22 protein-coding genes and 2 pseudogenes are annotated in these 25756 nt (G+C 73.8%); 12 read left to right on the top strand and 12 right to left on the bottom strand.

Annotation, left to right across the window (positions count from 1 at the left end; genetic code table 11):
- Positions 1 to 324: 324 nt before the first annotated feature.
- Complete coding sequence (locus ACWIX7_RS02305) at positions 325 to 1269, top strand: diacylglycerol/lipid kinase family protein (RefSeq protein ID WP_448620014.1); 945 nt, start codon at positions 325 to 327, stop codon at positions 1267 to 1269.
- Between the two features lie 244 nt (positions 1270 to 1513).
- On the opposite strand, the gene ACWIX7_RS02300 is transcribed toward ACWIX7_RS02305, so the two are convergent.
- The gene (locus tag ACWIX7_RS02300) at positions 1514 to 2071 is read right to left on the bottom strand and encodes a hypothetical protein (RefSeq protein WP_448620013.1); all 558 of its coding nucleotides are present in this window, start codon (positions 2069 to 2071) and stop codon (positions 1514 to 1516) included.
- 520 nt (positions 2072 to 2591) lie between these two features.
- The gene (locus ACWIX7_RS02295) at positions 2592 to 3281 is read right to left on the bottom strand and encodes a gamma carbonic anhydrase family protein (protein WP_448620012.1); all 690 of its coding nucleotides are present in this window, start codon (positions 3279 to 3281) and stop codon (positions 2592 to 2594) included.
- Positions 3282 to 3673: 392 nt separating this feature from the next.
- Between ACWIX7_RS02295 and ACWIX7_RS02290 the strand changes: the two genes are divergently transcribed.
- Positions 3674 to 4171, top strand: a complete 498-nt coding sequence (locus ACWIX7_RS02290) for a hypothetical protein (protein WP_448620011.1) — start codon at positions 3674 to 3676, stop codon at positions 4169 to 4171.
- Between the two features lie 328 nt (positions 4172 to 4499).
- Here ACWIX7_RS02290 and ACWIX7_RS02285 read toward each other — a convergent pair whose 3' ends face one another.
- Positions 4500 to 4847, bottom strand: a complete 348-nt coding sequence (locus ACWIX7_RS02285) for a RidA family protein (protein WP_448620010.1) — start codon at positions 4845 to 4847, stop codon at positions 4500 to 4502.
- 410 nt (positions 4848 to 5257) lie between these two features.
- On the opposite strand from ACWIX7_RS02285, the gene ACWIX7_RS02280 reads away from it, so the two are divergent.
- The 3 genes from ACWIX7_RS02280 to ACWIX7_RS02270 all read left to right on the top strand — a co-directional run bounded on the left by ACWIX7_RS02280 (position 5258) and on the right by ACWIX7_RS02270 (position 8038).
- Complete coding sequence (locus tag ACWIX7_RS02280; protein ID WP_448620009.1) at positions 5258 to 5743, top strand: cupin domain-containing protein; 486 nt, start codon at positions 5258 to 5260, stop codon at positions 5741 to 5743.
- Between the two features lie 312 nt (positions 5744 to 6055).
- Positions 6056 to 6838: an SAM hydrolase/SAM-dependent halogenase family protein gene (locus ACWIX7_RS02275; RefSeq protein WP_448620008.1), complete on the top strand. Its 783-nt coding sequence runs from the start codon at positions 6056 to 6058 to the stop codon at positions 6836 to 6838.
- Between the two features lie 633 nt (positions 6839 to 7471).
- A complete protein-coding gene (locus ACWIX7_RS02270; RefSeq protein WP_448620007.1) occupies positions 7472 to 8038 on the top strand; it encodes a dihydrofolate reductase family protein in 567 nt (188 codons plus the stop codon).
- A 20-nt stretch (positions 8039 to 8058) separates the two neighbouring features.
- Here the strand turns inward: ACWIX7_RS02270 and ACWIX7_RS02265 are convergent.
- The 3 genes and pseudogenes from ACWIX7_RS02265 to ACWIX7_RS02255 all read right to left on the bottom strand — a co-directional run.
- Positions 8059 to 8607, bottom strand: a pseudogene (locus ACWIX7_RS02265) (transposase); the annotation flags it as partial.
- A gap of 242 nt (positions 8608 to 8849) precedes the next feature.
- Complete coding sequence (locus tag ACWIX7_RS02260) at positions 8850 to 9494, bottom strand: M15 family metallopeptidase (protein ID WP_448620006.1); 645 nt, start codon at positions 9492 to 9494, stop codon at positions 8850 to 8852.
- A 425-nt stretch (positions 9495 to 9919) separates the two neighbouring features.
- Positions 9920 to 10819 (bottom strand): LysR family transcriptional regulator ArgP, encoded by a 900-nt coding sequence (locus ACWIX7_RS02255; RefSeq protein WP_448620005.1) that lies wholly within the window; start codon positions 10817 to 10819, stop codon positions 9920 to 9922.
- A 72-nt stretch (positions 10820 to 10891) separates the two neighbouring features.
- Between ACWIX7_RS02255 and ACWIX7_RS02250 the strand changes: the two genes are divergently transcribed.
- Positions 10892 to 11524 (top strand): LysE/ArgO family amino acid transporter, encoded by a 633-nt coding sequence (locus ACWIX7_RS02250; RefSeq protein ID WP_448620004.1) that lies wholly within the window; start codon positions 10892 to 10894, stop codon positions 11522 to 11524.
- A 62-nt stretch (positions 11525 to 11586) separates the two neighbouring features.
- A complete protein-coding gene (locus tag ACWIX7_RS02245; protein WP_448620003.1) occupies positions 11587 to 12462 on the top strand; it encodes an MOSC domain-containing protein in 876 nt (291 codons plus the stop codon).
- Between the two features lie 284 nt (positions 12463 to 12746).
- Here ACWIX7_RS02245 and ACWIX7_RS02240 read toward each other — a convergent pair whose 3' ends face one another.
- Complete coding sequence (locus ACWIX7_RS02240; protein WP_448620002.1) at positions 12747 to 14771, bottom strand: putative bifunctional diguanylate cyclase/phosphodiesterase; 2025 nt, start codon at positions 14769 to 14771, stop codon at positions 12747 to 12749.
- Positions 14772 to 14949: 178 nt separating this feature from the next.
- The gene (locus tag ACWIX7_RS02235) at positions 14950 to 15696 is read right to left on the bottom strand and encodes a response regulator (RefSeq protein WP_448622121.1); all 747 of its coding nucleotides are present in this window, start codon (positions 15694 to 15696) and stop codon (positions 14950 to 14952) included.
- On the opposite strand from ACWIX7_RS02235, the pseudogene ACWIX7_RS02230 reads away from it, so the two are divergent.
- Positions 15685 to 16017: pseudogene (locus tag ACWIX7_RS02230) on the top strand (response regulator); the annotation flags it as partial. The gene ACWIX7_RS02235 and the pseudogene ACWIX7_RS02230 overlap by 12 nt on opposite strands.
- Here ACWIX7_RS02230 and ACWIX7_RS02225 read toward each other — a convergent pair.
- From ACWIX7_RS02225 to ACWIX7_RS02215, 3 genes are all read right to left on the bottom strand, one after another.
- Positions 15994 to 16920, bottom strand: a complete 927-nt coding sequence (locus ACWIX7_RS02225) for a sensor histidine kinase (protein ID WP_448622120.1) — start codon at positions 16918 to 16920, stop codon at positions 15994 to 15996. The pseudogene ACWIX7_RS02230 and the gene ACWIX7_RS02225 overlap by 24 nt on opposite strands.
- A 1031-nt stretch (positions 16921 to 17951) precedes the next feature.
- Positions 17952 to 18776, bottom strand: a complete 825-nt coding sequence (locus ACWIX7_RS02220) for an ERCC4 domain-containing protein (RefSeq protein ID WP_448620001.1) — start codon at positions 18774 to 18776, stop codon at positions 17952 to 17954.
- Positions 18777 to 19006: 230 nt separating this feature from the next.
- Positions 19007 to 19624, bottom strand: coding sequence for a calcium-binding protein (locus tag ACWIX7_RS02215; RefSeq protein WP_448620000.1), 618 nt, complete (start codon positions 19622 to 19624; stop codon positions 19007 to 19009).
- A 163-nt stretch (positions 19625 to 19787) separates the two neighbouring features.
- Here ACWIX7_RS02215 and ACWIX7_RS02210 point away from each other — a divergent pair, with 163 nt between their 5' ends.
- Positions 19788 to 21251 (top strand): protein adenylyltransferase SelO, encoded by a 1464-nt coding sequence (locus tag ACWIX7_RS02210; protein ID WP_448619999.1) that lies wholly within the window; start codon positions 19788 to 19790, stop codon positions 21249 to 21251.
- Positions 21252 to 21274: 23 nt separating this feature from the next.
- Here the strand turns inward: ACWIX7_RS02210 and ACWIX7_RS02205 are convergent, their stop codons facing one another.
- The gene (locus ACWIX7_RS02205; protein ID WP_448619998.1) at positions 21275 to 22003 is read right to left on the bottom strand and encodes an alpha/beta fold hydrolase; all 729 of its coding nucleotides are present in this window, start codon (positions 22001 to 22003) and stop codon (positions 21275 to 21277) included.
- A gap of 103 nt (positions 22004 to 22106) precedes the next feature.
- Between ACWIX7_RS02205 and ACWIX7_RS02200 the strand changes: the two genes are divergently transcribed.
- The 3 genes from ACWIX7_RS02200 to ACWIX7_RS02190 all read left to right on the top strand — a co-directional run bounded on the left by ACWIX7_RS02200 (position 22107) and on the right by ACWIX7_RS02190 (position 25747).
- A complete protein-coding gene (locus tag ACWIX7_RS02200) occupies positions 22107 to 23072 on the top strand; it encodes an NAD(P)/FAD-dependent oxidoreductase (protein WP_448619997.1) in 966 nt (321 codons plus the stop codon).
- Between the two features lie 104 nt (positions 23073 to 23176).
- Positions 23177 to 24454, top strand: a complete 1278-nt coding sequence (locus ACWIX7_RS02195; RefSeq protein WP_448619996.1) for a multidrug effflux MFS transporter — start codon at positions 23177 to 23179, stop codon at positions 24452 to 24454.
- Between the two features lie 45 nt (positions 24455 to 24499).
- The gene (locus ACWIX7_RS02190; protein WP_448619995.1) at positions 24500 to 25747 is read left to right on the top strand and encodes an MFS transporter; all 1248 of its coding nucleotides are present in this window, start codon (positions 24500 to 24502) and stop codon (positions 25745 to 25747) included.
- Positions 25748 to 25756: the final 9 nt, after the last annotated feature.

The raw sequence follows: 25756 nt of genomic DNA, 5'->3' as shown, positions 1-25756 counted from the left end.
CTGTTGGGTCATGGGCAGCGAAGGTCGTGAGCCGCCAATCTCGACATCAACGTGGTGGACGACAGCCGGCTCGAGCTCCTCGTGAACGCCCGACGCAGTTCGAGCGGACGTTGATCATCTGGTATTGCCTTGGGAGTCAAAGGACCGACTTGTGCTCGCCACGTCCCCTATGAGCTGCAACCCGCACAGCCTCTTGCCGAGTGAGGTCCTTCGGTAGCCCGTCCGCCGGGTACGGGTCACGCTCGGCAGCCCCCTCCGGCCGGCGGTCAGGTCGTGGTGCAGGCTGCCGGGGCAGCCACCTGCGCCGGGAGGACGGAGATCGTCGTGACGGGACCTGTGCGCCAACGGTCGAAGGCGGCGCTGGACGCCGACATCCGCGTCCGGCGCCGCACCGCGCTGGTCGTCAACGTCCGGTCCCGTCGGGGACGCCGTCACTTCGCGACCGTGCACCGGCGGCTGCAGGCCACCGTGGAGCTGGTCGACGTGCGCCCGGTCGCCGACCCTCGAGGCCTGCCCGAGGCGCTCGCCGCCGCGGCCGACAGCGGCGCTGACCTCGTGGTGGTGGGCGGCGGCGACGGCACGCTGAGCGAGGCCGCGCACCAGCTCGCCCACCGCGACGTCTGCCTCGGCGTGGTCCCGCTCGGCACGACCAACAACTTCGCCCGCAGCCTCGGCCTGCCACTCCGCCTGCCCGCCGCCCTGCGCGTGCTCACCGACGGCAAGGTCGCCGACGTCGACCTCGGCCACGTGGCCGGGCAACACTTCGCCAACCTGACCAGCCTGGGGCTGTCGGTGCAGGTCGCCGAGCACGTCCCGCACCGGCTCAAGCGGGTGCTCGGCCGCGCGGCCTACCCGCTCACGGCGCTTGCACTGCTGCCTGGCCACCGGCCCTTCACCGCACGCCTGCGCATCGGCGACGAGGTCCACGAACTCGCGACCCACCAGCTCAACATCGCCAACGGCAGCCACCACGCCGGCCGGGCGATCGCCCCCGACACCGGCCTCGACGACCGCCAGCTCGTGGTGTACCGGCTCGGCGACGCCAACCGGCTCCGGCTGAGCCTCGCGACCGTCCGCCAGACGGTCATCGGACCCCGCCGGCCGCTGGCCCGCACCCGGTTCCTCACGACCGGCGAGGTGTGGTTGGAGACCGACCCGCCCCTCGCGCTCGACGTCGACGGCGAGATCCGCGGACGCACGCCCGTCCGGATCGCGCTCAAGGCCAACGCGCTGCGGGTGATGGTGGGCGCGGGCTTCCCGGACCGCTGATCACCACTCTCCTTGAGATCATGGGCCTCTGCTGGGACGAGGAGCGCCGAATCCTTCCGCGACGGCGCAGGGTGATTCGTCCGCACCGCCGCCCGCGTGGGTTGCGAGTTGGTGGAGAACGGCGTCAGCCAACAGGCGGCTTGTTAATAGAAGCTCAGTTGCCTGCGGATGACCGAGCGCGATCGCCCGGCGACACCGCCTGCTCGCAGCGATCGGACCAAACGACATCAGGCGGCTGCGGGGACTACGTCGTCCTGGCGGATCGCACAGTACGGAGTTCGGCCACTGTCAACGGCTGGCCGAGCAGCGTCCTGTGAGGTCGGGACGGTGTATCTACCAGGTACTCACGATCGGGCCCGAGGACCATCTGTCGCTTCCACACCGTCGCCCACGAACCGACCACGTCGAGCAGGTCCGCCTCGAACGAGGAGTACGGCACGCCAGCGGGCTTGTCGATCCGTAGTCGGTACCCGGCATCCGAGGGCGGATGCCCGTACGCGAGTGCGTAGATGCCCCCGGCACCGGCGCCGGCCAGCGGGGCAACGGCGTCATGAGGTGCTTTACGGGCCCCGGTCACCGCTGCCGCGTTCAGCGCCCCTAGAGCAGTCCAGTCCTCGACCAGGTACCAGTCCTCGAAAGAGCCAACCGGTGCGGCTTCCGGGACGTGCCACACCCAGGAGTCGAGAAACCCGTCGGGCGGAGCGGCCGCGAGAGCGTCGTGGAACTGCTGCAACCCCGAGACGTACTCATCTCGGCCGGTTGCTGCGCCTGGGGCGTGGGCGAAGACGTACGCCAGTTGCATGCGCTCATCATCACCTCGACCCGCCGTCGTCCTGATGCTCACCTAGGGCATCCCCTGCGGGACACCGGCGATTGACCTTCCGCCGCGTCCGAACGTCGCCGTAGCGGGTTCGGTGTACGGATGTCTTGTCGAGCATCCTCCGGGGCTGGTCGGCGCTGGCAACCGGCGGACTGACGGGGTGATCACCGTGGATGAGAGGTACTCCAGGCCCCCTCCGGTGTCCGACCTGGAGCGCCACACCACCTGGGGGTGGCGCTGACCGTGCGCACCATCCCCAGCGTGCCAGGGAGCTCCGGCGTTGCCTCCGCCGCCGACGCCGTGGTCGGTGTGACCATGACGTCCTCCCGGTTCATCAACCGCTGATCGTGATGTCAGGCGTCAGGAGCTTGCGTGCACGGGTGCAGGCGGTGGCGCTCACCACGCTTCCGTGCCCATCGACGGCGTCGTGGCACCGGCCGGGCGGCGGTCGAGCTGATCGCCAGCGTCCCGGGCCGACCGAGGCGCCGCACCGCGCCCCGGGTCAGGGTCGGCGGGGGTCGATGTCGGGTTCCGGCGTGGCGAACGGAGCACTGCTGCCGGCCGCTCCCAGGTCCTCGGCCAGGTGCAGGTGGTGCTCGCGCAGCAGCCGGTCGTGGGCGTGCGCGCCGAACCACTCGCTCTGCCGGGTCATCCGTTCGGTCGCCGACGCGTCCCGGGAGACGCCGTAGACGGTGCCGGGGAAGTCCAGCTCCCGCTGCAGCGCCCAGATGTCCTCGTGCCGGTCCGGTGGCAGCACCTGCGCCGGGTTGCCGACCGCCACCCAACCGATGGGCACCACGGTGCCGGCCGGCAGCGCCGTGTTGACCTGCACGACGCCGTGCACGCGCACCTCGGCACCCGATCCCAGCCGCGCGCCGGGGAAGACCGCGGCGCCGGTGGCGATGAAGCAGCCGTCCTCGATGGTCGCCCCGTTGACGTGGGCGTGCGGACCGACCAGGACGTCGTCAGCCAGGACCGCCGGGTGCTCGCCCCGGCCGCGCACGAGGGCACCCTCCATCACCACCGTGCGCCGCCCCACCGACACGGCGCCGTTCTCGGCGGTGAGCACGGCGCCGAACAGGACCCGTGCCTGCGGCCCGACGTGCACGTCACCGCAAAGGACGGCGGTGGGCGCCACGTATGCGCTGTCATCGACCACGGGCCGGCGCCCGCGGTGCTCGAAGGACGGCATGGCGACCCCTCCCGGTGCGGCGCGCATTCCGATCCGATCCGCCGCCCAGCCTGCTCCGATCACACGCCCACGGCCAGCGGTCTCCTGCCGCTCGCCCGAGCATCAGCACCTTGGCGATCACCGCAGGGGGATTGACCAGTGGGACGGGGCCGATAGGCGCGGTCAACTCCCCCGTCCGCTGACCTCCCGTGCCCGGTGCCCGCGTCCCGTCAGCGGCTTGGCCGTTGCCGCCGTAGGTGGCGCGGCGAGAACCCCGACACCGGCCTGGACCGGCTGGCCACCGCGGCCACCGGACGGCGGTGACCTTTCCTGCGCCCCCGGACACCGGCCGCCTCGACCAGCACCGCGCCGTCCGCCGCGTGCCATGGCAAGTTGTGCGGCAGGCTGGCCGGGTGAGCGAAGCGGAGCTGCGCGGCCTGGTCAAGTGGAGCGTTCAGGACGCGCCGCCCGAGGCCCGCGCAGGGCGGGTGCTCGGCACCGTGCTGCATGCCGTCTCCGCCGTGGTCACCCTGGGCGCGGACGCTGCGGTCGGCGCCCGCCGCCCGACCTGGACGGTGCCCGCGGACCCGGCCGCCTACCTGGACCTCGGCGTCGTCCGGCTGCACTGGCCGGCATCCGGTGCGGGCGAGCTGGTGGCGGCCTCACGGGAGGGCGTCTGGGCGGTCGCGCCGGGACGCCCGCCTCGGGCGCTGCCGGTCGGGTCGTGGCAGGTGGTCCGCGCCGTGCCGGGCACCGGCTCCCGGCGGCCACGGCAGGCCGATGCGCCGTGGCAGCTCGAGGTCACCGACGGCACGAGCACTGGAACGCTCGCCGGTGCCTGGCTCGCGCTGGCCTGGATCGGCTCCGTCGCCGGCTGGCCCGAGCCGGCCGACCCCGGGGCCAGCACGTGAACGACCGGTCGTTCGACGCCTTCGTCGCCGAGCGCTCCCACGCGCGGCCGCAGCCCGGCGTCAGTGCGCCAGTGAGGTCGCGCAGGGTGCTGTGAGCGGTCGGGGACCGAGGCCACGGCGGTGCGGAGGTCCTCGGCGTGGCCCGGGGCCGATCCATGCGGGGACCCTGTGACTCCGGTCGCCGAAGGCCTTGGACGTCGCCGCAGCAGGTTCGCCTTGCGGGACAGGGCTGCGGGTCGGGGTGGACCAGCCGGGAAACGGGTCGCCCATGGCGGCCCTCTGGGGATGCATCAACATCTTCACGGGACGTGAACGACCCCGGGTGCAGTCAGTGACCGGGCAGGTGGACCCAAGCCTCGATCTCGACCAGCGCGCCGAGCGGCAGCTGGTGGACGGCGACCGCCGACCGAGCCGGCGGTTCGGCGCCGAAGACCTTCGCGTACTCCTCGTTCATGACCGCGAAGTCATCCATGCTGACGAGGAAGACGTTGGTCTTCACCACGTCGGTCAACCCGGCGCCGTGCGACTCCACGACCTGGCGCAGGTTGGCCAGCGCCTGCACCGTCTGCGCTCGTACCCCATCGGTGAGGGCGCCGTCCTCGAGCCCGACCTGGCCTGAGACCGCCAGCCAGCCGCCGGCGGCGACCCCGGGCCGCAGAGGAAGGGGTCCGCTCATGTCTGCCTCCATCTGTCGTCGTGTGCTGCCACTGGTCGATGGGAGCAGTCTGCGGGTCGCAGTTCGTACGACACGCATGCGCGCCAACCCTCGGCTCCGATCGACTCCGTGTGCAGCGGGTGGACGGGTCAGGTCATCCCTTCACGCGGCTCGCCCGTCTGCCACGGTAGGGACGACGTGTACGACCGGGAGAGTCGCTGTCCTGGTCCTCGTCGGGGCGTGACGGAATGCGTGCCCTTCAGATGGTCACCGAGTCCGACTCGGCTCCGGAGGGTGCTACGGACCCCATTCCCCTGCCGTCGGTGCACGAGGCCACCCGCGGCGACGAGAGCTCGACGGGGTTGTCGGCCGACGCAGACAACCGCGCCGGCTGCCGTCAGACTGTGGGGACGTCGTGGAGGGGAGCGACCATGACGACTCAGCACGTTCGTGCCGCCGCGGGCGACACCTACGACCACCTGGGTCTGCGTCTCCGCATGCGCCTCACCGGTCAGGAGACCGCGGGCGGCCTCGCGCTGATCGAGCACGTCGGGCGGCGGGGGGCCGGTTCGCCACTGCATCGGCACACTCGGGAGGCCGAGACCTTCATCGTCCTCGACGGCGAACTGGACGGTTGGTCGGATGAAGACCGCACGGTCGTAGCGGCGGGTGACACTCTGTACCTTCCTTCGGGCAGCGAGCACGCGTACCGGGTCCGCAGCGCCACCGCGCGGTTTCTCCTGCTCCTCACGCCAGCCGGTTTCGAGCAGTTCTTCGTCACCGATGGCGTCCCCAGCGATCCCGACGCCGACCTGCCGTCCGTACCCGGACCTCCGCCTCCCGAGGCGGTGGAGCGGCTCGCGCAGATACTCACCGACTACGGGGTGTCCATCACCGGTCCACCGCCAAGTCCCTGACGTCGGTCCGTACGCCGCAAGTTCGTCCCGGCGCGTCGAGCGATGCCGTCCTGAGCGACCCACGACAGGGCAGGCCCGCCACCCCCTCAACGCAGTGGTCCTCGTCGGCTTTCCCCACCTCGAGATGTCGCTGGGATGGGCGCTTGGGCGCAATCTCCCTCCCGACCGTAGGCGCCGCGCCGAGGGCCTCCTACGCCCGGCCGCCTCCCCCTGAGGCCGCTTTCTGTTGTGGGATTGGACCGGGGTCCTGAGCTCGGCCACGGGGGAGGCCCTAGGCGGTCGTGACCGCCCGGGCGGCGAGAGACTGCAACGATGCTGCTGCACCTGATCGCTGACTACGGAATTGGAGACCTCGCGTTCGCCGAGGTACGACAGCGCCTGGGGATGCTCCTGCCCGACGCAGCGGTCGTCGTGACGTCGGTGGGACCGTTCGACACGCTCGGCGCCGGCTTCTGCATCGGGCAGCTCGCGCTCAACGACGGCCCGCAGGACATGGTCCTCTACGCGAACATCGCTCCGCGACGGGATGAGGAGGACCCGCGGCGGGACAATGCGGGAGAGCGGCTCGTCGCGGCCCGGCTGGCCTCGGGCGCCCTGGTCGTGGCACCGAACGCGGGGTACACATTCTCGTTCCTCCGGGATGAGGCCGAGGAGCTGCGCGAGGTGGAGGTGCCGGAGGCGGGCTCTCAGTTCCGGTCGCGGGACCTGTTCCCCGACGTCGTGGCCCGGTTGGCCCGGGGTGACGATGGCCCGTTGGGTTCGCCGCTGCCGGACGAGGCTGTACCCGTGTTCCCCGAGCGCGTTGTCGCCTACACGGACGGGTACGGCAACCTCAAGACCACCTGGACCGAGCTGCCAGTCCAACCCGGCGCCCGAGTCGGGATCGCGGTCGGCGACCAGCGCGGTTTCGCCGTGGTGAGCGACGGTGCCTTCGAGGTGCCGGTCGGCGAGACGTCCTTCGCGCCGGGCAGCTCGGGGTGGCGACGGCGCTCCGGGGGTTCGGTCGCGTTCCTCGAGCTGTTCCGGAGGGGGAGCAGCGCGGCCGCACTGTTCGGTCACCCGCCAGCAGGTACTCCCGTCGAGGTCGTTGCGTGAGCCTGCGGGCGCAGCGCATGGCGGCGGCCGCACGTCCGCTCCAGCATCCCCCTGCGGTGATCACCTAACCGGCATCCGGCGCTTCGTACGGCCTGAAGGTCCCCGACGCCACACAGTCCTGGTCGCTCCCCACAACCGGCTTCATCCGGCTGAGGCGGGTCGGGTGAAGGGTGGGCCGGAGGCCCATCCCGCAGGGACGCGACGCGCCCGTCGGGCGACCCGTCGCAGCTGGCATCCTCGACCGGCGGTGAAGCGGCGTCATCGCCTCCAGCAAGATCGGGAGGGGTGCGGATCTCTGCCCATCAGTCCGTGGCCAGTCCGCAGATGGTCCGCAACCCGGGCGTTTTCAGCCGTTACCCGCCAATAGCGTCCAACGGTGTATCTGCAGGTACCAGCCATATTCGTCGAGCTCCATGGTCAGCCAAGACCGGCAGACTGTGCCCGGCGTACAGGCCGACTCGTCCGTCGCCCACCTTCGACCTGCAGGATCCCAGTCAGAGGTCGGCGCCAGTCCGCACGGAGTCCGCGGCGCATCCCCGACCGGCCGTGCCGAGCGACGACCGGCGGGACCGATGAGATCGTCCGCGTCGGCCGGTCCGAGCTCCCGGACCGAGTCGTGGATCAGGAGGACGCATGCGGAAGATCGTCGTGCACATGATGCTGTCGCTGGACGGCTACTTCGAGGGGCCGGACCACGACCTGAGCTGGCACCTCGTCGACGAGGAGCTGCACGCGCACTTCAACGAGCAGCTCGCGACCAACAGCACCTTCATGGAGGGCCGGGTCACCTACGAGCTCATGGAAGCGTTCTGGCCGACCGCCGACCAGGACCCGGACTCCCCGCCGACCATGCGGGAGTTCGCCGGCATCTGGCGGGCGGTGCCGAAGATCGTGTTCTCCCGCACGCTGCAGGAGGTCGGCCCCAACGCCTCGCTGCGGGCAGAGGTGGACCCCGACGAGATCCGCGCACTGAAGCAGCAGCCCGGCGGGGACATGACGCTGGGCGGGGTCGACCTGGTCGAGACCTTCCGCCGACTGGACCTGGTCGACGAGTACCGGCTCTACGTCAACCCGGTCGTCATCGGCCGCGGTCGACGGCTGTTCGAGACCGCCGACGACCCGACCGACCTGGAGCTGGTGGAGAACCGGCGGTTCGGCAACGGTGTCGTCCTGCTGCGCTACGCCGTCCGACGGCCCTGAACGAGTGAGTCCGAAGTCGATCAGTGGTCGTAGGCGATCAGGGATCGGGTGATCGGCTGGCCGGTGGCGCGGTTGCGCCAGATGGCGGGGGTAAGCGCCAGGAGCCGTTGGGCGATGCGGGCGGTCACACCGGTGAGGCTGCGTCCGCCGTGGAGTTCCAGGGCGAGCTGGCCTCTGAGGGCCTCGTGGACGGACTCGATCAGCTGGCGGATCGGCGCCAGCAGCGCCTGGCCGGGGCGGGGCGTGCGGTTGCGGTAGGAGGGGCGCAGCAGGTCCGCGCCCCGGGCGTGCAGGTAGTCGTCGAGCTCGGCGGGGACGTAGCCCTTGTCGGCGAGCAGCAGCAGGCCCGGCCGGTCGGCGAGCAGGTCGGCGTCGTGGTCGAGCAGGCACACGAGCATCTGGCGTTCATCGATCTCGGGCTAGCCCAGCGCCCAGGTGATCGGCAGGCCGGCCGAGGTGCAGATCAGGTGCAGCCGCAGGCCCCGATGCCAGCGGGAGTGGCTGGGGCAGTAGCTGTAGCCGGCGGTGCCGGCCAGGTCCGACCGGGCCACGGTCGGGCGGGAGCGGGCGCGCCAGACGCGTGATCCGCAACTGCCGACGTTGGCCAATCACCCATCGACAGTTCCCGGCGTACAGGCCGACTCGTCCGTCGCTGCTCGCTGACCATCGCAACGCCACAACCGACGCCGTCGATGCTGGCTGGTCAGCTGCCACAGCCAGGTCTGCCCGCGTCCACCTGCGACCTCGATGCGGGATGGTGTGCGAGCGCTCAGGCGGGGTGAGGCACGATGTCCGGTTCCGACAGGAGGCGTCACCTGTTGTTGTGGGAGAAGTGCTGGTAGTCCTTGGGGTTCGTCCAGGCGCCGCCCCAGTACCAGCCGATGTCGGTGAAGGCCTGCACCGTGCAGTCGCCGGCGTGGATCATCCCGGGTGCTGTCTTCGACCGGTCGACGTAGTCGGCGCCGGCAGGGGGGAGGACCGTGCCACCGGAGGAGATGTAGGGGTTCTGCACGGGGTTGATGTCGATGGCCCCGCCGTAGGAGTGTTGCGACCACACCCCTGGGCGCCCGGTCACCTCCCGGCAGTTGAAGGCAGAGGTGTTGTTCGCCTCCATCGACAGATCGTCACTGCCCTGGTAGTCGTCGACCAACTGCATGCGTGCGATCGGGAAGTCCTGGTCGTACAGCTCGTGGAACACCGAGACCACCGGACTGGCCCAGTCCTCGTGTACGACCATCTCGCCCTGCGCGACCTGCCCGTCGAACGTGCGATGGCTCATGATCAGCAACCGCAGGTCTTCCGGCGGCACCGGACAGCCGGAACGGTAGGTGTAGGGCAGATCTGCGGCGGTGACCTCCCTGATCTCGTACTGGAAGGACGGCGAGGACGAGCTCGTGGCGGCTGCGGACGCGTCAGGCACCAGTGTCCCGCCGATGCCGACGGCCGTGGTAGCCACACCGAGAAGGGCTACGAGCTTGGCGTGCTGATTGCCGGACACGGGAACCCCTTCCTTGCGGACAGGCCGTCATGCACCGTGCGTCGTCAGACGCTCGCTCTGGAACTCCCGATACATCGGGGGACGGGCTCTCCCCACGGAGCAGCGGCGTGCGCGTGCACTCGTCGTGTGACAAGCACAGGGTGTCGGGCCGGCAGTAAGTCTTCCAGCTCGGCCTCGCCTCGGCGACGGGCTGTCACACGGATGTAGCCGCGGTCGGCCTCGAGCGTCTTGCTCTCGGTCTGGTTGTCGGGGGCGACGGCCCGCTGCCAGTCGAGCCGGAGGCGCCACCCGTCGGCCAGGGTGTCGGCGCGCTCGACGGCCACGATCCCGGTGCGCTCCCAACCTGCGCATGAGGGGTTGGCGGCAGCGTGCTGCTGGGTCGATCAGCGCCTGGACCCGCCGGGCTGGTCCAGTTCGCGGCCGGCGGCCGCGAGCACGGCCTCGCGGACGCGGTCGAGTGTGGGGGAGCGCAGCCGCCACTGCTGCCAGTACAGGACGACGTCCATCGCGCCGGCTGGTTCGAGGACGACGAGCTCCGCCGTGACTCCGCGCGCCTGGAGGTCGGGCACCATGCCCCAGCCCAGGCCCAGGGTGATGGCGGCGACGTAGTCCGCCGCGGCGGGCACGTAGTGCACCGGTGGGGCGACGTCGGGACCGGCCTGCGCGTGCAGGTAGCGGTGCTGCAGGTCGTCCTTGCGGTCGAAGACGACGATCGGGGCCCGGGCGAGCGCCTCGGCGGTGGGGCCGGCGGGGAACCAGCGCCGCGCGAAACCGGGGGTGGCCATCGGCCGGTAGCGCATGCCGCCCAGCCGGGTGGAGGTGCAGCCGGGCACCGGCTCGGCGTCCGCGGTCACCGCCGCCATGACCGTGCCGGCGCGCAGCAGGGCGCTGGTGTGCGCCTGGTCCTCGCGGTACAGGTCGAAGCAGACGTCGCCGGCCAGCGGCGTCAGCGCGGGCAGCACCCAGGTGGCCATCGAGTCGGCGTTGACCGCGATCGGCAGCGTGGGCACGTGGTCGGGCGCGGGGTCCCCGCCGAGCTCCCGGGCGACGTCGGCGGTGAGCAGGTCCACCTGCCGGGCCAGGCGCAGCACCGCCTGTCCGGACTCGGTGACCTGCACCGGCTTGGTCCGCACCAGCAGGATCCGGCCGGTCGCGACCTCCAGCGCGCGCAACCGCTGGCTGATCGCCGATGGGGTCACGTGCAGCGCCCGGGCGGCGGCCTCCAGCGTGCCCCCGCGGACGGTGGCGTCCAGTGCCCGCAACTGGCTCAGGTCCAGGTCCATGAGCAGCAAGGCTAATGATGCGTGAGGATCATGAGCTGGACCGTGCGTGGATGGGTTCCTACCGTCGAGGGCGTGCTCACCACTCCGGCGCTGCTCGCCGTCGCATCCGGGCTCGCGCTCGGCCTGGGACTGATCGTCGCCATCGGTGCGCAGAACGCCTTCGTCCTGCGGCAGGGACTCCGCCTCGAACACGTGGCCGCGGTGGTGGCGGTGTGCGCCCTCTCCGACCTCGCGCTGATCTTCGCCGGGGTGCTGGGCGCCGGCGCGGCCCTGTCACGGGTGCCGTGGCTCATCCCGGTGGTGTGCTTCGCCGGGGCGGCGTTCCTGCTCTGCTACGCCGTGCTGGCCGCGCGACGGGCGCTGCGTCCCGGCGCGCTGCTGCTGGACGCCGCCGGCACACGCACCGGGCTCGCGGTGACCGTCGGCACCTGCCTGGCGCTGACCTGGCTCAACCCGCACGTGTACCTGGACACGGTCGTGCTGCTCGGCTCGATGGCCTCGACCTACGGCGAGCACCGGTGGCAGTTCGCCGCCGGCGCCGGTCTCGGCAGCATCGTCTGGTTCACCGGCCTCGGCTTCGGCGCCCGCCTGCTCCGGCCCCTGTTCGCCCGCCCTGCGGCCTGGCGGATCCTCGACGCCGGCATCGCCGTCGTCATGGCGGCCCTCGCCGTCTCCCTGGCCGTCCGCGGCCTCGGCGGGACCTGAGTGCTGCGGTCCTGAACGCCCCCGGTGCCGTGGCGGCACCGGGCCGACCTCCTGGAGGACCCGTGATCGACGTCGAACTGCCGCCCGGACCCGCCGCGGGTGCCCTCGCCCGGGGGTTCGCCGCGTGCCTGGCGTCGGTCACCGAGGTGCCGGTGACCGACCTGCCGCGGCCCGGCGAGGACCTGGCGCACGCACTGGGCGCCTGGCGGACCTGGCTGGCCGAGCACGGGTCGGGGCTGGTGCCCATCGCCGACCCCGGGCGCTTCCAGTGGGCCGGGTGGTGGATCGCCGTCGCGGAGCACCCGGCCGGGGCGGAGGTGGCCGTCCTGGCGTTCGGCACGCCCCCGGGCGTCGTGCTCAGCCCGCAGGCGCCCGCCCTGCTGGGTCGGGCCACCGCGGACCTGCGCATCCGCGAGGCCTACGCCGTCGCCTCCCTCGATCCGGTGCTGCACCGACAGCCGGCCGGGGCGGACCTGCGCGGCACCGTCGAGGGCCTCGCCGTGGCGCCCGCCGCGGAGGCGCCGATGCAGCTGCTCGAGGTCGCGCGGGCCCGCGCCGGCCGCGGGCTCGAGGGGGACCGCTACGCCGCGGGAGCCGGCACGTTCACCCCCCGGGCCGGACGGCGCCCCGGCTACGACCTGACCCTGATGGCCGCCGAGGTCCTCGACGAGATGGCCGCGGCCGGGCAGGCGCTGGACTTCGCGGGCACCCGGCGCAACGTCCTCACCCGCGGCATCGACGTCAACGCCCTGGTCGGGCGGCGCTTCCGCATCGGGGACGTGCTGTGCGAGGGACGCCGGCTGTGCGAGCCCTGCGCCCACCTCGACCGGCTCAGCGAACCCGGGATCCTGCGGCCGCTCATCCACCGCGGGGGTCTGCGTGCCGACGTCCTCACCGACGGGGAGGTCCGCCTGGGAGCGCCGGTCCGCTCCGTCTGACCGGAGCGGCTGCGGCCCGTGCGCCCCCGGCCGGCGGGCGCCTGCCCCCGACGGCGGTGAGGGCCCGGACCTGCTCCGCGCCGAGGCGGCAGCCGTGCGGACAGTTGAACTCGACGGGCCGCCCGTCCACCCAGCCCACAGCCGCCGCCCGCCGGCAGTTCGGGCAGTCCTCCACGTGACCCGCTCGCTCGGTTCCACCTCGTTGCCTGTCCGTCCCTCGGAGTCGATGTGCGCAGCGCGGTGTCCGCCCTGGGGCTGCCGGGACCTCGGCTCACCAGCGGCCCTCACGTCAGCGGCCGGCCTGCCGGCTCCGCACGCCACGCCGCGCGCCGGGCGCCCGGCGCCGCATCCAGCGGTCTCGCGCACCGGCGGATCTGGTGGGCGAGGACGTGGGCGACGCTGACCTCGTGCCAGCGCGCTCCAGCCGGGGTGCGGAGGCCCTCGGCGTCGAGCGTGGCGGCGATGGCTGGGACGGACGCGCCGCGCTGGTGCAGCGCGAGCAGCCGCTGGAGACCGTGCCAGACGCTCCCGTCCCGCTTGCCGCGCTCCGCTGCCCTGGCGGGAGCCGGGGACCCGCCCTCCGGCGGGAGCAGGCTCGTCCGCGAGGCTCTGCGCTCCAGGTGGGTCGCGGGGACGGCCGGACCCCAGAACCAGCCCTGCGCGGTGACGCAGCCCAGTCCGCGGAGCAGCGCCACCTGCTCCGCCGTCTCGACCCCCTCGGCGACGACGGCCACGCCCACCGCCCGGGCGAGGTCGACGATCCACGCGACGATGGCCAGGGCGTCCGGCTGCTCCACGATGTCCGCGACGAAGCTGCGGTCGATCTTCAGCGCAGAGATGGGCAGGGTGCGCAGGTGGGCCAGCGAGCTGTAGCCGGTGCCGAAGTCGTCCATGGCGACCCGGACACCGTGGTCCCGGAGGCCGCGCAGCAGGGGAACCGCGGCATCGGCGTCCTGCATGACGGCCGTCTCGGTGATCTCGAGGACCAACCGTGTCGGAGGCAGGCCGGACTCCTGGCTCCAGCCGACCAGGTCGTCGAGCAGGGAGGTCTCGGCCAGGCTGGCGGCCGAGAGGTTCACCGCGACGTAGGCGTCCTCGGGCACGGCCCGCGCGCGGCGGAGTCGGGCCATGTCGTGCAGGGCTCGCCGGAGGACCCACCGGTCGAACTCGGGCGCCGACCCGCTGAGCTCCGCGACGGGGACGAAGTCGCCGGGCGCCACCTCACCGTGCTCGGGGTGCGTCCAGCGGGCCAGGGCCTCCAGGCCGACGACGGCTCCCGACCGCAGGTCCACGATGGGCTGGTACTCAAGGCGGACCGCCTCGTCCGCCAGCGCGGCCCGGAGGTCGGTGGCCAGCTCGTAGCGGTGTTCCACGTCCTCGCCCCACGTCCGCTCGAAGACGTGCACCCGGCCGCGGCCGGCGCTCTTCCCGACGTGCACGGCGGTGTCGGCGTGGCGCAGCAGTTCCGTCGCCGGGACCGCCGGCTCCGCCGGGGCGACGGCGACCCCGATGGACGCCGTGACGTGCACGGCGGCGTCGCCGACGAAGAACGGCTCGGCCACCGCGTCGAGCAGACGGCGGGCCAGCGCGTGGGCCTGCGGCTTGTCGGTGTCCTCGCAGACCACCGCGAACTCGTCGTCACCGCAGCGGACGAGCGTCCGGTGCGGGGGCACGGCCGCCCTGAGGCGCCCGCCGACCTCGGCCAGCAGCCGGTCGCCGACGTCGTGCCCGCGCGAGGCGTTGACCATCCTGAAGTGGTCCAGGTCGACGATCAGGACGGCGGTCGAGTGCTCGGCCGCGGCCAATGCGCACGTCAGCCGGGCGAGGAGCTGCCCCCGGTCCGGCTGCCGCCCCGGTCCCCCTGCGGGCGCGGCGGCTCGCAGCCGTGCCCTGGCCCGCGGGCCGAAGGTCAGGTCCGCGACCGTTGCGCCGGCGCGGACGAACACCAGCTGGGTGGAGTCCGCGCTCCCGCCCGCCAGCACCGACCAGGAGGTGGGCACATCGACGAGGAAGCCGTCGGCGTGCTTGAGCCGGAGGGTCGCGGACCCGGACGCGGCGCCGTCCCGTGCCGTCCGCAGGACGTACTGCAGCAGGTCGTGGGAGAACGGGTGCAGGAGCTCGTGCGCCGGGACGCCGGACAGCTCACCGAGGGGCCGGCCCGTCAGCCGGGTGAGCGCTGCCCCGGCCGTCTGCACCGCCCCGGACAGCGAGCACGTGAAGAGCGCGGCCGGAGCCGGAGCGGAACGGGGAGCGGCGGTCGCCTCGTCGGCCGCGACCGGCGCGTCCGGTCCGTACTGGGCCCTGACCACGTGGTTGCTCCTGTGCTGTGCTGGGGGGACCCGGCGCGCGGCTGCGCACCGTCCCCTCCAGCGTGTGCGCGGAGGTGGCGCGCTGACCAGGTGCACCCGTGCCAACCGCATGGTGCGCGTGCACTAAGCGCCCGGCGTCCGCCCGCTCGAGGGCTGCGGGCAGGTCGCCGGTGGTGGGTCAGATGCCGCCGACCAGGCCCTCGCGGACGGCGATCGACAGGACCTCGAGCTTCGAGTGCGCACCCAGCTTGGCCGAGAGGTTCGCCACGTGGTTCCGGACGGTGTGCACGCTGATGGTCAGCTGCTGGGCGATGTCGGCGTTGGACAACCCCTTCGCCAGGAGGTCGAGGATCTCTCGCTCCCGCTCGGTCAGCTCGGCCCCGCTGCCGCCGCCGTGTCTGCGCAGGCGCGGCAGCAGCCGGGTGAGCAGCTTGGCGCTGACCACGGACTCGCCCTGCGCGGCAGCCCGCACGCCGTCGACCACGTCGTCCAGTCGCTGGGTCTTGGCGATGAACCCGGCAGCGCCGGCCTCCATGGCGGCGACGAGCAGGCGGTCGGACGTCGTGGCGGTCAGCACCACGATCTTCGCGGAAGGCCGGATGCGGTGCAGCTCCGCGATCGCGCCCACGCCGTCGCCGTCGGGCAGCCGGTGGTCCAGGAGGACGACGTCCGGGGTGGTCGACGCCATCAGGCGCCGTGCCTCGCTGATCGAGGTGCCCTGCCCGACGACGAGCAGGTCGGGCTCGGACTGCAGGGCCTGGGCCAGGCTGGCGGCGAACATCTGGTGGTCGTCCACGACCAGGACCCGCACCGTGTCGGTCGTGGGCGCGTCTGGCGTGCCCGACCCCGTCACGTTCCGAGTCTGACACGCACTGCGCGGGGTGGCTGCTGGTACGCCCGCACTAGACGAGCGGTGCGCCCGCATCACGACAACGACCGAGGCGTGGGCCAGCGTGCCCCTGTGGCGATCCCGGTCCGCGGCGAGATCACCGTCGTCATCGCCGACGACGACCACCGCGTCGGGTCTGCCGTGGCCGGGCTGCTGGACCAGGAGCCGGACTTCCGCGTCGTCGGGGCGGCGGCCGACGGCGACGAGGCGGTGACGGTCGCGCGTGACCTCCGGGCGGCGCTCGTCCTGATCGACGTGCGGATGCCGGGGGGCGGGCCCGAGCTGGTCCGGCGGCTGGTCGCGCTGCCGCACCGGCCGGTCGTCGCCGGGCTGTCAGCGCAGGCGGACCCCACGACGTGGACGCGCGTGCTGGCTGCCGGTGGATCCGCCTACCTGCTCAAGGGGACCGTCGCCGGCGACCTCCCCGTGCTGCTGCGCACGTGCATGCAGGGCCATCTGGTCGTGGGCGTGCCCGGTGCGCCCGACCTCCTCCGCCGCCTGCTCTCCGGCCGGGTCTCCGGCTGAGGGAGGGGCGGGCGGCGCGCCGCCGACCGCCGTGGCGGGCACGGGGAGGAAGAAGGACACGGCCGTGCCGGTCCCGCCCGGACCGGGCTCCGACCGCCACCAGCCGCCCGACGCCAGCGCCCGGTCGCGCATCGCCACGACGCCGGAGTGACGGCGGCCCGACCGCGCCGATGCCGTGTGGTCGATGCCCCTGCCGTCGTCCACGACCTGCACCTGCACGCCACGGCCGGTCGCGTCGACGGTGACGGTGACGTGGCGGGCCCCCGCGTGCTTGCGGGCGTTGACCATCGCCTCGCGGGCGATCCGGTAGGCGGACACCCGCACCTGCTGCGGCAGGGGGGCCTGCCCGCGCTCCTCGACCGACCACGCGACGTCGCCGTCCTCGAACACCTGGGCTGCCGCGTCGCGCAACCCCTCGGTCAGCGACGCGTCGAGGACCGGTGTCTCCAGCTCGAAGAGCAGGTGGCGGAGCCGCACGCTGGCGCCGTGGACGGCGTGCATCACGATCTCGACCCCGGCGGCCTCCTCGGGGACGCGGTCGCGCAACCGGTTCCGAAGGGCACCCAGGCGCAGGTCCACGGCCGCCAGCGCCTGGATGGAGTCGTCGTGGACGTCGGCGGCGATGCGGGCCCGTTCGTCGTCCTGGGCCTCGACGAGGCGTTCGCTCAGCGCGCGCTGGCGAGCCTCGGTGAGCGCCCGCAGCTCGCGGAACGTCAGCGCCGTCCGCCCGACCATGAGCACGCCGGCGGCCAGCGCGAGGACCGCGGCGACCGGGCTGATCCCGGCGAGGCTGCCGTGGAACAGCAGCCCGAGGACGGCGAGGCCGCAGGCGCCGGGCAGGACCAGGACGGTGACCCCCTCCAGGTCCACCGGGCGTGACTCCGTCGGGCGCAGCGAGGCCAGCGCCGCCCCGGCCAGCAGGAGCCGGGCCAGCAGCCACCCCAGGTCGACCGGCTCACCCCCGACGTAGGCGTCGTCGGCGACCAGCGCCGCGTAGATCGCGTCGGTCACGAAGAAGGTGACGAAGGAGGCGCAGAGCAGCCACCAGGAGGTGCCGGCGCCCCTGCCGAGCATGGCGAGCGCGGCGACCGCCAGGGCCAGGAGCAGCAGGTCGGCCAACGGATAGGCGGTGGTCAGCGTCCCGACGCCGTCCTGCCCGAGTGGCACGTCCGCCCCGTCGACGTAGTTCTCCGCCAGGGCGGCGGCCGTCAGACCGGCGGTCAGCCCGTCGAGCGAGAGGCTGAACGGCATGCTGCGGGTCCGGGCGCGCAACCTCAGCACCAGCCCGACGGCGAGCAGGGCGTAGAAGAGCAACCACCCCGCATCGGCCCACGAGGGGCTCGGGATCGGGTCGAGGTGCTGGTAGTACGCGAAGTACGCGGAGCTGCCGGCGAAGGCGGCCACGAGCCCCCCGGCCATGCACAGCCAGGCCGCCCGGTCCCTGCGGTCGACCAGGACGCGCAGCGCGATCACGAGGACGACCAGGCCGTCGACGGTCATGTTGAGCCACCCGTCGAGAGCCGACCGGTAGCCCGGCGCCGAGCGCACCCCCGGCACGAGGGTGACCCCGTAGACCGCCCCGAGCGCCAGCGTCGCCCAGGCCGCGGCCCTCGTCAGCGAGGTGGTGGAGAGCGGCACGTCGCCTCCCGCGTCTGGCCGCCGGTCGAGCTGCCCGCCAGGGGAGGGACCGCGGACGCCGCGCTGCTCGACGGGGAGTCCCCGGCGTCGCCTCGTGGAGGCGGTGGGCAGGACTATAGGCGGTGCGGCTAGGGAGGGGCCGAGGCCGCGGGTGGTGCTCCTCCGCACCGCTCGTCACTGGCGGGGCGGCAGTGCTGACCTGCGAGGGACTCCGACAGCCGCTTCGCACGGACCGGGCCGATCCCTCGCACCGAGGCCAGTTCACGCTCGGTGACCGTCCAGGCGATGGGCAGCCCCTCGAAGTGCTCGACGATCCTGCTGGCGAGCCGGGGCCCGATGCCGGCGAGGCCCTGCAGGACGTGCAGGGCGGTGGGATCCGCACCGCGCCGTCCCGGCCGCCTGTCCAGCGTGTCGTGGGTGGCCTTGCCGGCCCAGCGGTGCAGTGACAGGACCGTGGCCACGGTGCCGTTGACGTCCGGCACCACCTCCACCCAGATGCCGCGTGCGCGGACCGACCACAGCAGGCTCCGGTAGGCGTCTCGGTGCCACGAGGTGACCGGGCGACCGGTGGGTCCCGTCGGCTCGGCGAACCCCTCGGCGTTCCACCGCACCTCGCCCTCGATGACGAGGACGGCGACGTCGAGGGCGCTCATCGCGGACACCGAACGGGTCAGCCGGCCGTCGCGGATCGAGGCGAACAGATCGGGGAGCGTCTTGCGCTGGAGTCCCACCCGTCCCAGCGGTGCGACGTCGAAGAGCACGTCCGCCCCGTACCGTTCGGGCAGCGACGACGTCGCACCGAGGTCGCGGATCCGCGCCGGCTCGGTGGGGGAGACCAGTAGTCCCGGCAGGGCCGGCCCGGGGGTCAGCGTTCCCTCCCGTACTGCCTCCGGCGAGGCGCGGGTCCGGTCGTGCTCCGGCTCGTCGAGCGGTGGCAGCGACCGAGTGGCCACGCACCTCCGGGGAGGCCCGCCGACGCGCCTCATCGCCTTGGTCTGGGCCCCGTCATCGTGACCTCGGGCGCCGCGCCCTGTCCACACCCCGCCGACCGCGACCCGGCCCCGAGTGACATCCGGGAGCGGACCGCCTGCCTCCTGCCGGTGTCGCAGCCCGCGGTCCAGGAGGTGCGGGCCGCTGCCGGCACTTCCTGCTCCCCGAGGAGACACCGAGCGGGTGCCGCTACCTACGGCAGGATCACCTCGCAGTTGACGATCGTGTTCGTGCCGGCGCCACCCGTGCAGGTGTCGTTGCCGTTGCCGCCGTCGAGGGCGTCGTCGCCGGGGCCGCCTCGGAGCGTGTCGTTGTCGGGGCCGCCGTTCAGCGTGTCGTTGTCGGGGCCGCCACCGATCGTGTCGTCGCCGGGGCCGCCATCGGCCCGGTCGCTGCCGGTCTGGCCGTGCAGCTCGTCGTTGCCGACCTGGCCGCGGAGCTGGTCGTCGCCGTCGCCGCCGAAGATGAAGTCGCCGCCGTCCGGCTGCATGCCCCCGCCGGGCCCCGCCCCGCCGTTCAGCGTGTCGTTGCCGGTGTCGCCACAGAGTCTGTCGCTGCCCTCGAGACCGAAGACCGTGTCGTTGCCGGCGAGGGCGTTGATCCGATCGTCACCCGATGTGCCGAGGAGGGTGATGTCGTCGCCGTTGGTGCCCTCTCGGGTGGGCGGCGAGCACTCCGGGGCCTGGGCCTGGGCCTGGGCCTCGGTCGGGGTCTGGGCCGCTGCGGAGGGGGCGATGACGGACAACGGGAGGGCAGCGGCCACGGCGAGGCCCGCCATCCAGGCGGGACGCCGCACGGCATGGATGATCATCACAGGGCACCTCTCCGGATCGTGCTCCGCAGTCGTGTCTGCAGGCCGCCGACGGTAGGTGTGTGGGCGTCACGCGGGCGTCATCGTCGTGTCACCGCGACGGACGTCCGTCCCGATGCGTCGGCGCGGGAACAGCAGCGGCCGGAATCGCGCTGAGGACCGTGTGAGCGTCGCCCCCGCACCGACCGTCTCCCTCGACGACCGCTTCGCCCGTGAATTGCCGGAGATGGCGGTCCCGTGGCAGGCCGACGAGGTGCCGGACCCGCAGCTGCTCGTGCTGAACGACGCGCTGGCCACCGAGCTCGGCCTCGACCCCGACGCGCTGCGCAGCCCCGAGGGCGTGCTGCTGCTCGTCGGCAACGCCGTGCCCGATGGCGCGAAGCCGGTGGCGCAGGCCTACGCCGGGCACCAGTTCGGCGGGTTCGTCCCGCGCCTCGGTGACGGACGGGCACTGCTGCTCGGGGAGCTGACCGACGCCGAGGGCCGGCTCCGCGACCTGCACCTCAAGGGCTCGGGCCGCACGCCGTTCTCACGCGGCGGGGACGGGCTGGCCGCCGTCGGCCCCATGCTGCGGGAGTACGTCGTCAGCGAGGGGGTGCACGCGCTCGGCATCCCGACCACGCGCTCCCTGGCCGTGGTGGCGACCGGGCGCGCGATCCGCCGCGAGACCCTGCTGCCGGGCGCCGTCCTGGCGCGGGTCGCGGGCAGCCACCTGCGGGTGGGCAGCTTCCAGTACGCCCGCGCCACCGGGGACGTCGACCTGCTGCGCCGCCTCGCCGACCACGCGATCGAGCGGCACCACGTCACCGCGGCGGACGCCGAGAACCCGTACCTCGCGCTGTTCGAGGCCGTGGTCGCCGCCCAGGCGTCGCTGGTCGCGCAGTGGATGCTGGTCGGCTTCGTGCACGGCGTCATGAACACCGACAACACGACGATCTCCGGCGAGACCATCGACTACGGCCCCTGCGCGTTCCTGGACGCCTTCGACCCGGCCACGGTCTTCAGCTCGATCGACACCGGCGGGCGCTACGCCTACGGCCACCAGCCGATCGTGGCCGAGTGGAACCTCGCCCGGTTCGCCGAGGCGCTCCTGCCGCTGCTCTCCGATGACCAGGAGCAGGCGGTCGCGGTCGCGGTGCCGGCGCTCGAGCGGTTCCGCCCGCAGTACAACGCCGCCTGGACAGCGGGTATGCGGGCCAAGCTCGGCCTGCCCGAGGGTCTGGACGACGAGGTCGCCACGGCCCTGATCGAGGACCTGCCGGCGCTGATGCAGGAGAGCCGCGTCGACCTGACGTCGTTCTTCCGTGCGCTCGGCACCGCGGCCCGCGGCGACGCCGAGCCCGCGCGCCTCGTCGTCCTGGACCTCGCGCGGTTCGACGCCTGGCTCGAGCGGTGGCGCGCCCTCGGCCCGGACGCCGAGGCGATGGACCGGGCCAACCCCGTCTACATCCCCCGCAACCACCTCGTCGAGGAGGCGCTGCAGGCGGCGACCGCCGGCGACCTGACCCCACTGCAGCAGCTGCTCGAGGTGCTGGCCAGCCCCTACGAGGAGCGGCCGGGTCTCGAGCGCTACGCGGCCCCGGCTCCCGGCGGCACCGGCCCCTACCGCACGTTCTGCGGGACCTGAGGCGCCGCTGCGCGGGAACTCCCTCAGGACCGCGCGGCGCGCTCCAGGACCTCCGCGAGGCGCCCGGGCATCGACAGCATTGGCGAGTGCGAGGACGGCAGCCGCTCCACGCGGTCCGCGGCGGACGCCATGGCCTCCTGGGCTGCCGGCGGGACGGCCCGGTCCTGTTCGCACACGATGTAGGTCGTCCCGTGCCCGGGGGCGGGCGCCGAGCAGACGTCGGCCAGGCTCCTCAGCGAGACCAGCACGTAGCGCGGGTAGACGTCACGCAGGAAGCGCTCGTCCTCGACGTCCGCGCACAGCGCTCGTCGCACCACCTCGGGGTCGTCGCTGACCTGCGCGGCCCCGTCGTCGGGGCGCGCGCGCACCCAGTCCGGCAGCCGGCCACCCAGCAGGTCGGCGGCGGACTGACCGCGCTGCGGACGCAGCGCCGCCACGTACGTGCTGTGCCGGACTGCGGGGTGGTCGGCCAGCTCGGCCAGCACCGTGCCTGCGCCCGAGTGCCCCACGAGCACGGTCCCTGCGCCGGTCCGATCGAGCGCGCGGGTCACGGTCGCGACGTCGTCCGCCAGGCCGCCCAGGGCCGCGGGGTCTGGACCGGAGCTCGACAGGTCGAGCGCCTCGACGCGGTGCCCGACCGAGGTCAGGGCGTCGGCCGTGCCGTCCCAGACCCAGGTGCGGCACAGGCCGCCGTGCAGCAGGAGGAACGTGGCCACGACGGGAGCGTCCACCCCGTCGATGGGGGCGGGCAAGGGACTCCTCGGCACGGTCCCGCCGCGCCGGACTTGCTGCAACAGCAACGATCCTTGCCGCTCCGGCGTCGTCCGTCGCACGGTGACCGCGGAGGTGGTCACGGTGACCGACGAGCTGAGGAACGAGTACGACGTCGTGGTGGTCGGCGGCGGCGCCGCAGGGCTGAACGGGGCCTTGATGCTGGCCCGCTCGCGGCGGTCCGTGGTGGTGGTCGACGCGGGCGCGCCCCGCAACGCGCCGGCGGCCGGTGTGCACGGTCTGCTGGCCCGCGAGGGCATGCCGCCCGGCGAGCTGCTCGCGCGCGGGCGCGCCGAGGTCCGCTCCTACGGCGGCTCGGTCGTCGAGGGCGAGGTGGTCCGCGCGGAACAGGACGGTGAGGGCTTCGGCGTCGCGCTGGCCGACGGGCGGGCGGTGCGGGCGCGCCGGCTGCTGGTCACCACCGGGCTGGTCGACGAGCTGCCCGACGTCCCCGGGCTGCGCGAGCGCTGGGGCCGCGACGTGCTGCACTGCCCGTACTGCCACGGCTGGGAGGTCCGCGACCAGGCCATCGGCGTGCTGGCCTGCGGCCCGATGGCCGTGCACCAGGTGCTGCTGTTCCGGCAGCTCAGCGCCGACGTCATCCTGTTCGCGCACACCCAGCCGGCGCCCTCCGGCGAGCAGGCCGAGCAGCTGGCCGCCCTCGGGATCCGGGTGGTGACCGGCGAGGTGACCGGGCTGGAGGTCGCCGACGACCGGCTCCTCGGCGTGCGGCTGGCCGACGGAACGGTGGTCGAGCGGTCCGCGGTCGCCGTCCAGTCGCGGATGGTGGCCCGCGCCGGCTTCCTCGCCGGCCTCGGCCTGACCCCGGCGCCGCACCCGTCCGGGATGGGGGAGCACCTGGTCGCCGACGCCGCCGGGCGCAGCGCCGTCCCCGGCGTGTGGCTCGCCGGCAACGTGACCGACCTGTCCGCTCAGGTCGGGTCGGCCGCGGCCGCGGGTGCGTCCGCCGGGGCGCAGGTCAACGCCGACCTCGTGGCCGAGGACGCCCGCCGGGCCGTCGCCGCCGCCCGGGAACCGCTGGGGGTCTGAGCGGCGTCCGCCACAGCCAGGAATGGACGGCGCCGGCGCCGCCTTGGCCCCTGACATCCGGCCAGCGTGGGCCGCTGTCAGACCGCCTGGACGAATGGACGACCGTGACCGACCTGCAGGACCGCGCCGCGACCGCGACGCTCGCACCGACCCCCGAGGCCGCGCCGCCCAACCGGGCGCTGCTCGCCCTCCTCCTCGGCGCGTTCGTCGCCGTCGGACCGCTGACGATCGACATGTACCTGCCGGCGCTGCCCACCATCACCGCCGAGCTGGGGACGACGTCGGCGATGGTCCAGCTGACCCTCACCGGCACGCTCGTCGGCCTGGCGATCGGCCAGCTGGTGCTCGGCCCGCTCTCCGACACGTTCGGCCGGCGCGGGCCGCTGCTGGCCGGCACGGCGCTGTACGTGGTCGCGTCGCTGCTGGTGCTGGTCGCCCCGAGCATCGAGGTGCTCGGCGTGCTCCGCCTGCTGCAGGGTGTGGGGACGGCGGCCGGCGCGGTGGTCGCGATGGCGGTGGTCCGCGACCTCTACACCGGGCGGGCGGCGGCCACGATGCTGTCGCGGCTGTTCCTCGTGCTCGGTGCCGCGCCGGTGCTGGCACCCACGCTGGGCGGGGAGCTGCTGCGGGTCACGAGCTGGCGGGGCATCTTCGCCGTCCTCGCGGTGTACGGCCTGCTGCTGCTCGCCCTGGGGTGGTTCGGCCTGCGCGAGACGCTGCCGCCGTCCCGCCGCAGCGGCCGCGGTGTCGCCGGCACGCTGCGCACCTACCGGGGGCTGCTGCGCGACCGGACGCTCGTCGGCCTGGTGCTGGTCGCCGGGCTGACGATGGCCGGGCTGTTCAGCTATGTCTCCGGTTCGTCGTTCGTCTTCCAGCGGCAGTACGGCCTCGACGAGCAGCAGTTCGGGCTGCTCTTCGGCGCCGGCGCCGTCTGGCTGATCGCGGCCACCCAGCTCAACCCGGTGGTGCTGCGGCGGTGGGCTCCGGCCCAGGTGCTCGTGGCCGGTGTCGTGGTCGGTGCCGTCTCGGGCGCGGTGCTGCTCGTCGTGGCCCTCACCGGCACCGGCGGGCTGCCCGGCATCGTCCTCCCGCTGTGGGCGATGCTCTTCGCCTCCGGCCTGGCGCTGCCCAACGCCCCCGCGCTGGCGCTGTCCCGGCACGGGGAGTCGGCCGGCTCGGCAGCGGCACTGCTGGGCGCGGTGCAGTTCGGCGTCGGCGCCGCGGTGTCGCCGGTCGTCGGCCTGCTGGGCAACGACGCCGCGGCGATGGGCACGGTCATCCTCACCGCGCTGGTCCTCGCCATCGCGGTGCTCGTGACCGTCGTCCGGCCCTGGCAGCTGACCGACGCGCCGGAGGAGCTCGCACCCGTCGGCGCGCACTGACCCCGGCCGGTTGAGGACCGGCGGCCGCGCGGCCACGGTTCCCTGGTGCGGAGCGGGCGCCGACCGGCCTCGAGCGGGGGCGTGGTGGACCGCCGCGGGTTGGGCCTGCTGACCCTCAGCCACGTCGTGGACGACCTGTACCAGGGGGCGGTGCCCGCGCTGCTGCCGTTCCTGGTGCTGGAGCGGGGCTACTCCTACGCCGCGGCCACCGGCATCACCCTGGCCGCCACGGTGCTCTCGTCGGTGGTGCAGCCGGCATTCGGCGTCCTGGCCGACCGCCGGCCGCTGCCCTGGCTCCCTGCGGTGGGCCTGCTGGTCGCCGGGGTCGGCATCGGACTGGCCGGCCTGGGCGACTCCTACTGGTGGACCTGGGCGGCGGTGGCGCTCTCCGGCCTCGGCGTGGCCGCCTACCACCCGGCCGCGGCCCGGGCGGCCCGTGCGGCTGCCGGCGCCTCGGCGCAGGGCATGAGCTGGTTCGCCGTCGGTGGCAACGCCGGCCTCGCCCTCGGCCCGGTCGTGGTCACGCCCGTGCTGCTGGCGTACGGCGTGGCGGGCACGCCGCTGCTGGCACTGCCGGCCCTGGTCGCGGCCGCCGTCCTCCTGGCTGTCGGCCGCCGGGCCCGCGCCCGCCCACGCCCCACCGCCGCGGCCGGCGGGGTGCCGCAGCGGGACGACGACTGGCGCTCGTTCGGCTGGCTGACCGGGCTGGTGGTGATCCGCTCGGTCCTCTACTTCGGGGTGTCGTCCCTGGTCGCGCTGTACGTCATCGACCGCTTCGGCCTGCCCACCTCGGCCGGCTCCGCGGCGCTGGCGACGTTCCTCGCCGTCGGGGCGGTCGGCACCCTCGCCGGCGGCTGGCTCGCCGACCGGTGGGGCCGGGTGCCGGCCATCCGGCTGGGCTACGCGGTCACCGTGCCCGGTCTCGTCCTGCTCGTCGTCGCGCCGTCCTGGCCGATCGCACTCGCCGCCGCCGTCCTGCTCGGCGTGGGGCTCTACCTGCCCTTCTCCGTGCAGACCACCCTCGGGCAGGAGCTGCTGCCCAACCGGGTGGGCACGGCCTCCGGCGTCACCCTCGGCCTGGCCGTGTCGGCCGGCGGCGCCGTGACCCCCCTCTTCGGCGTGCTGGCCGACGCGCACGGCCTGGGATGGTCGATGGCCGCGCTCCTCCCGCTGCCCCTGCTCGCGCTCCTGGTCAGCCTGCGGCTGCCCGGGCCGACCGCGTCAGCGGGCGAGGCGTCCCACGCGGCGGGCCGGCGGGGATCCCCGTCCGAGCGGGCCGCCCCACACCGCTGACACTCGTCC

The organism is Geodermatophilus sp. URMC 65 (assembly GCF_053502545.1).
This window is presented reverse-complemented; position numbering and strand designations above follow the sequence as displayed.

Coding starts and splice junctions, on each gene's coding strand:
- ACWIX7_RS02300 (WP_448620013.1), bottom strand. CDS start 2,071: ATGCAACTGGCGTACGTCTTCGCCCACGCCCCAGGCGCAGCAACCGGC.
- ACWIX7_RS02295 (WP_448620012.1), bottom strand. CDS start 3,281: ATGCCGTCCTTCGAGCACCGCGGGCGCCGGCCCGTGGTCGATGACAGC.
- ACWIX7_RS02285 (WP_448620010.1), bottom strand. CDS start 4,847: ATGAGCGGACCCCTTCCTCTGCGGCCCGGGGTCGCCGCCGGCGGCTGG.
- ACWIX7_RS02280 (WP_448620009.1), top strand. CDS start 5,258: ATGACGACTCAGCACGTTCGTGCCGCCGCGGGCGACACCTACGACCAC.
- ACWIX7_RS02275 (WP_448620008.1), top strand. CDS start 6,056: ATGCTGCTGCACCTGATCGCTGACTACGGAATTGGAGACCTCGCGTTC.
- ACWIX7_RS02270 (WP_448620007.1), top strand. CDS start 7,472: ATGCGGAAGATCGTCGTGCACATGATGCTGTCGCTGGACGGCTACTTC.
- ACWIX7_RS02255 (WP_448620005.1), bottom strand. CDS start 10,819: ATGGACCTGGACCTGAGCCAGTTGCGGGCACTGGACGCCACCGTCCGC.
- ACWIX7_RS02235 (WP_448622121.1), bottom strand. CDS start 15,696: ATGCGGGCGCACCGCTCGTCTAGTGCGGGCGTACCAGCAGCCACCCCG.
- ACWIX7_RS02225 (WP_448622120.1), bottom strand. CDS start 16,920: ATGGTCGGGCGGACGGCGCTGACGTTCCGCGAGCTGCGGGCGCTCACC.
- ACWIX7_RS02215 (WP_448620000.1), bottom strand. CDS start 19,624: ATGATCATCCATGCCGTGCGGCGTCCCGCCTGGATGGCGGGCCTCGCC.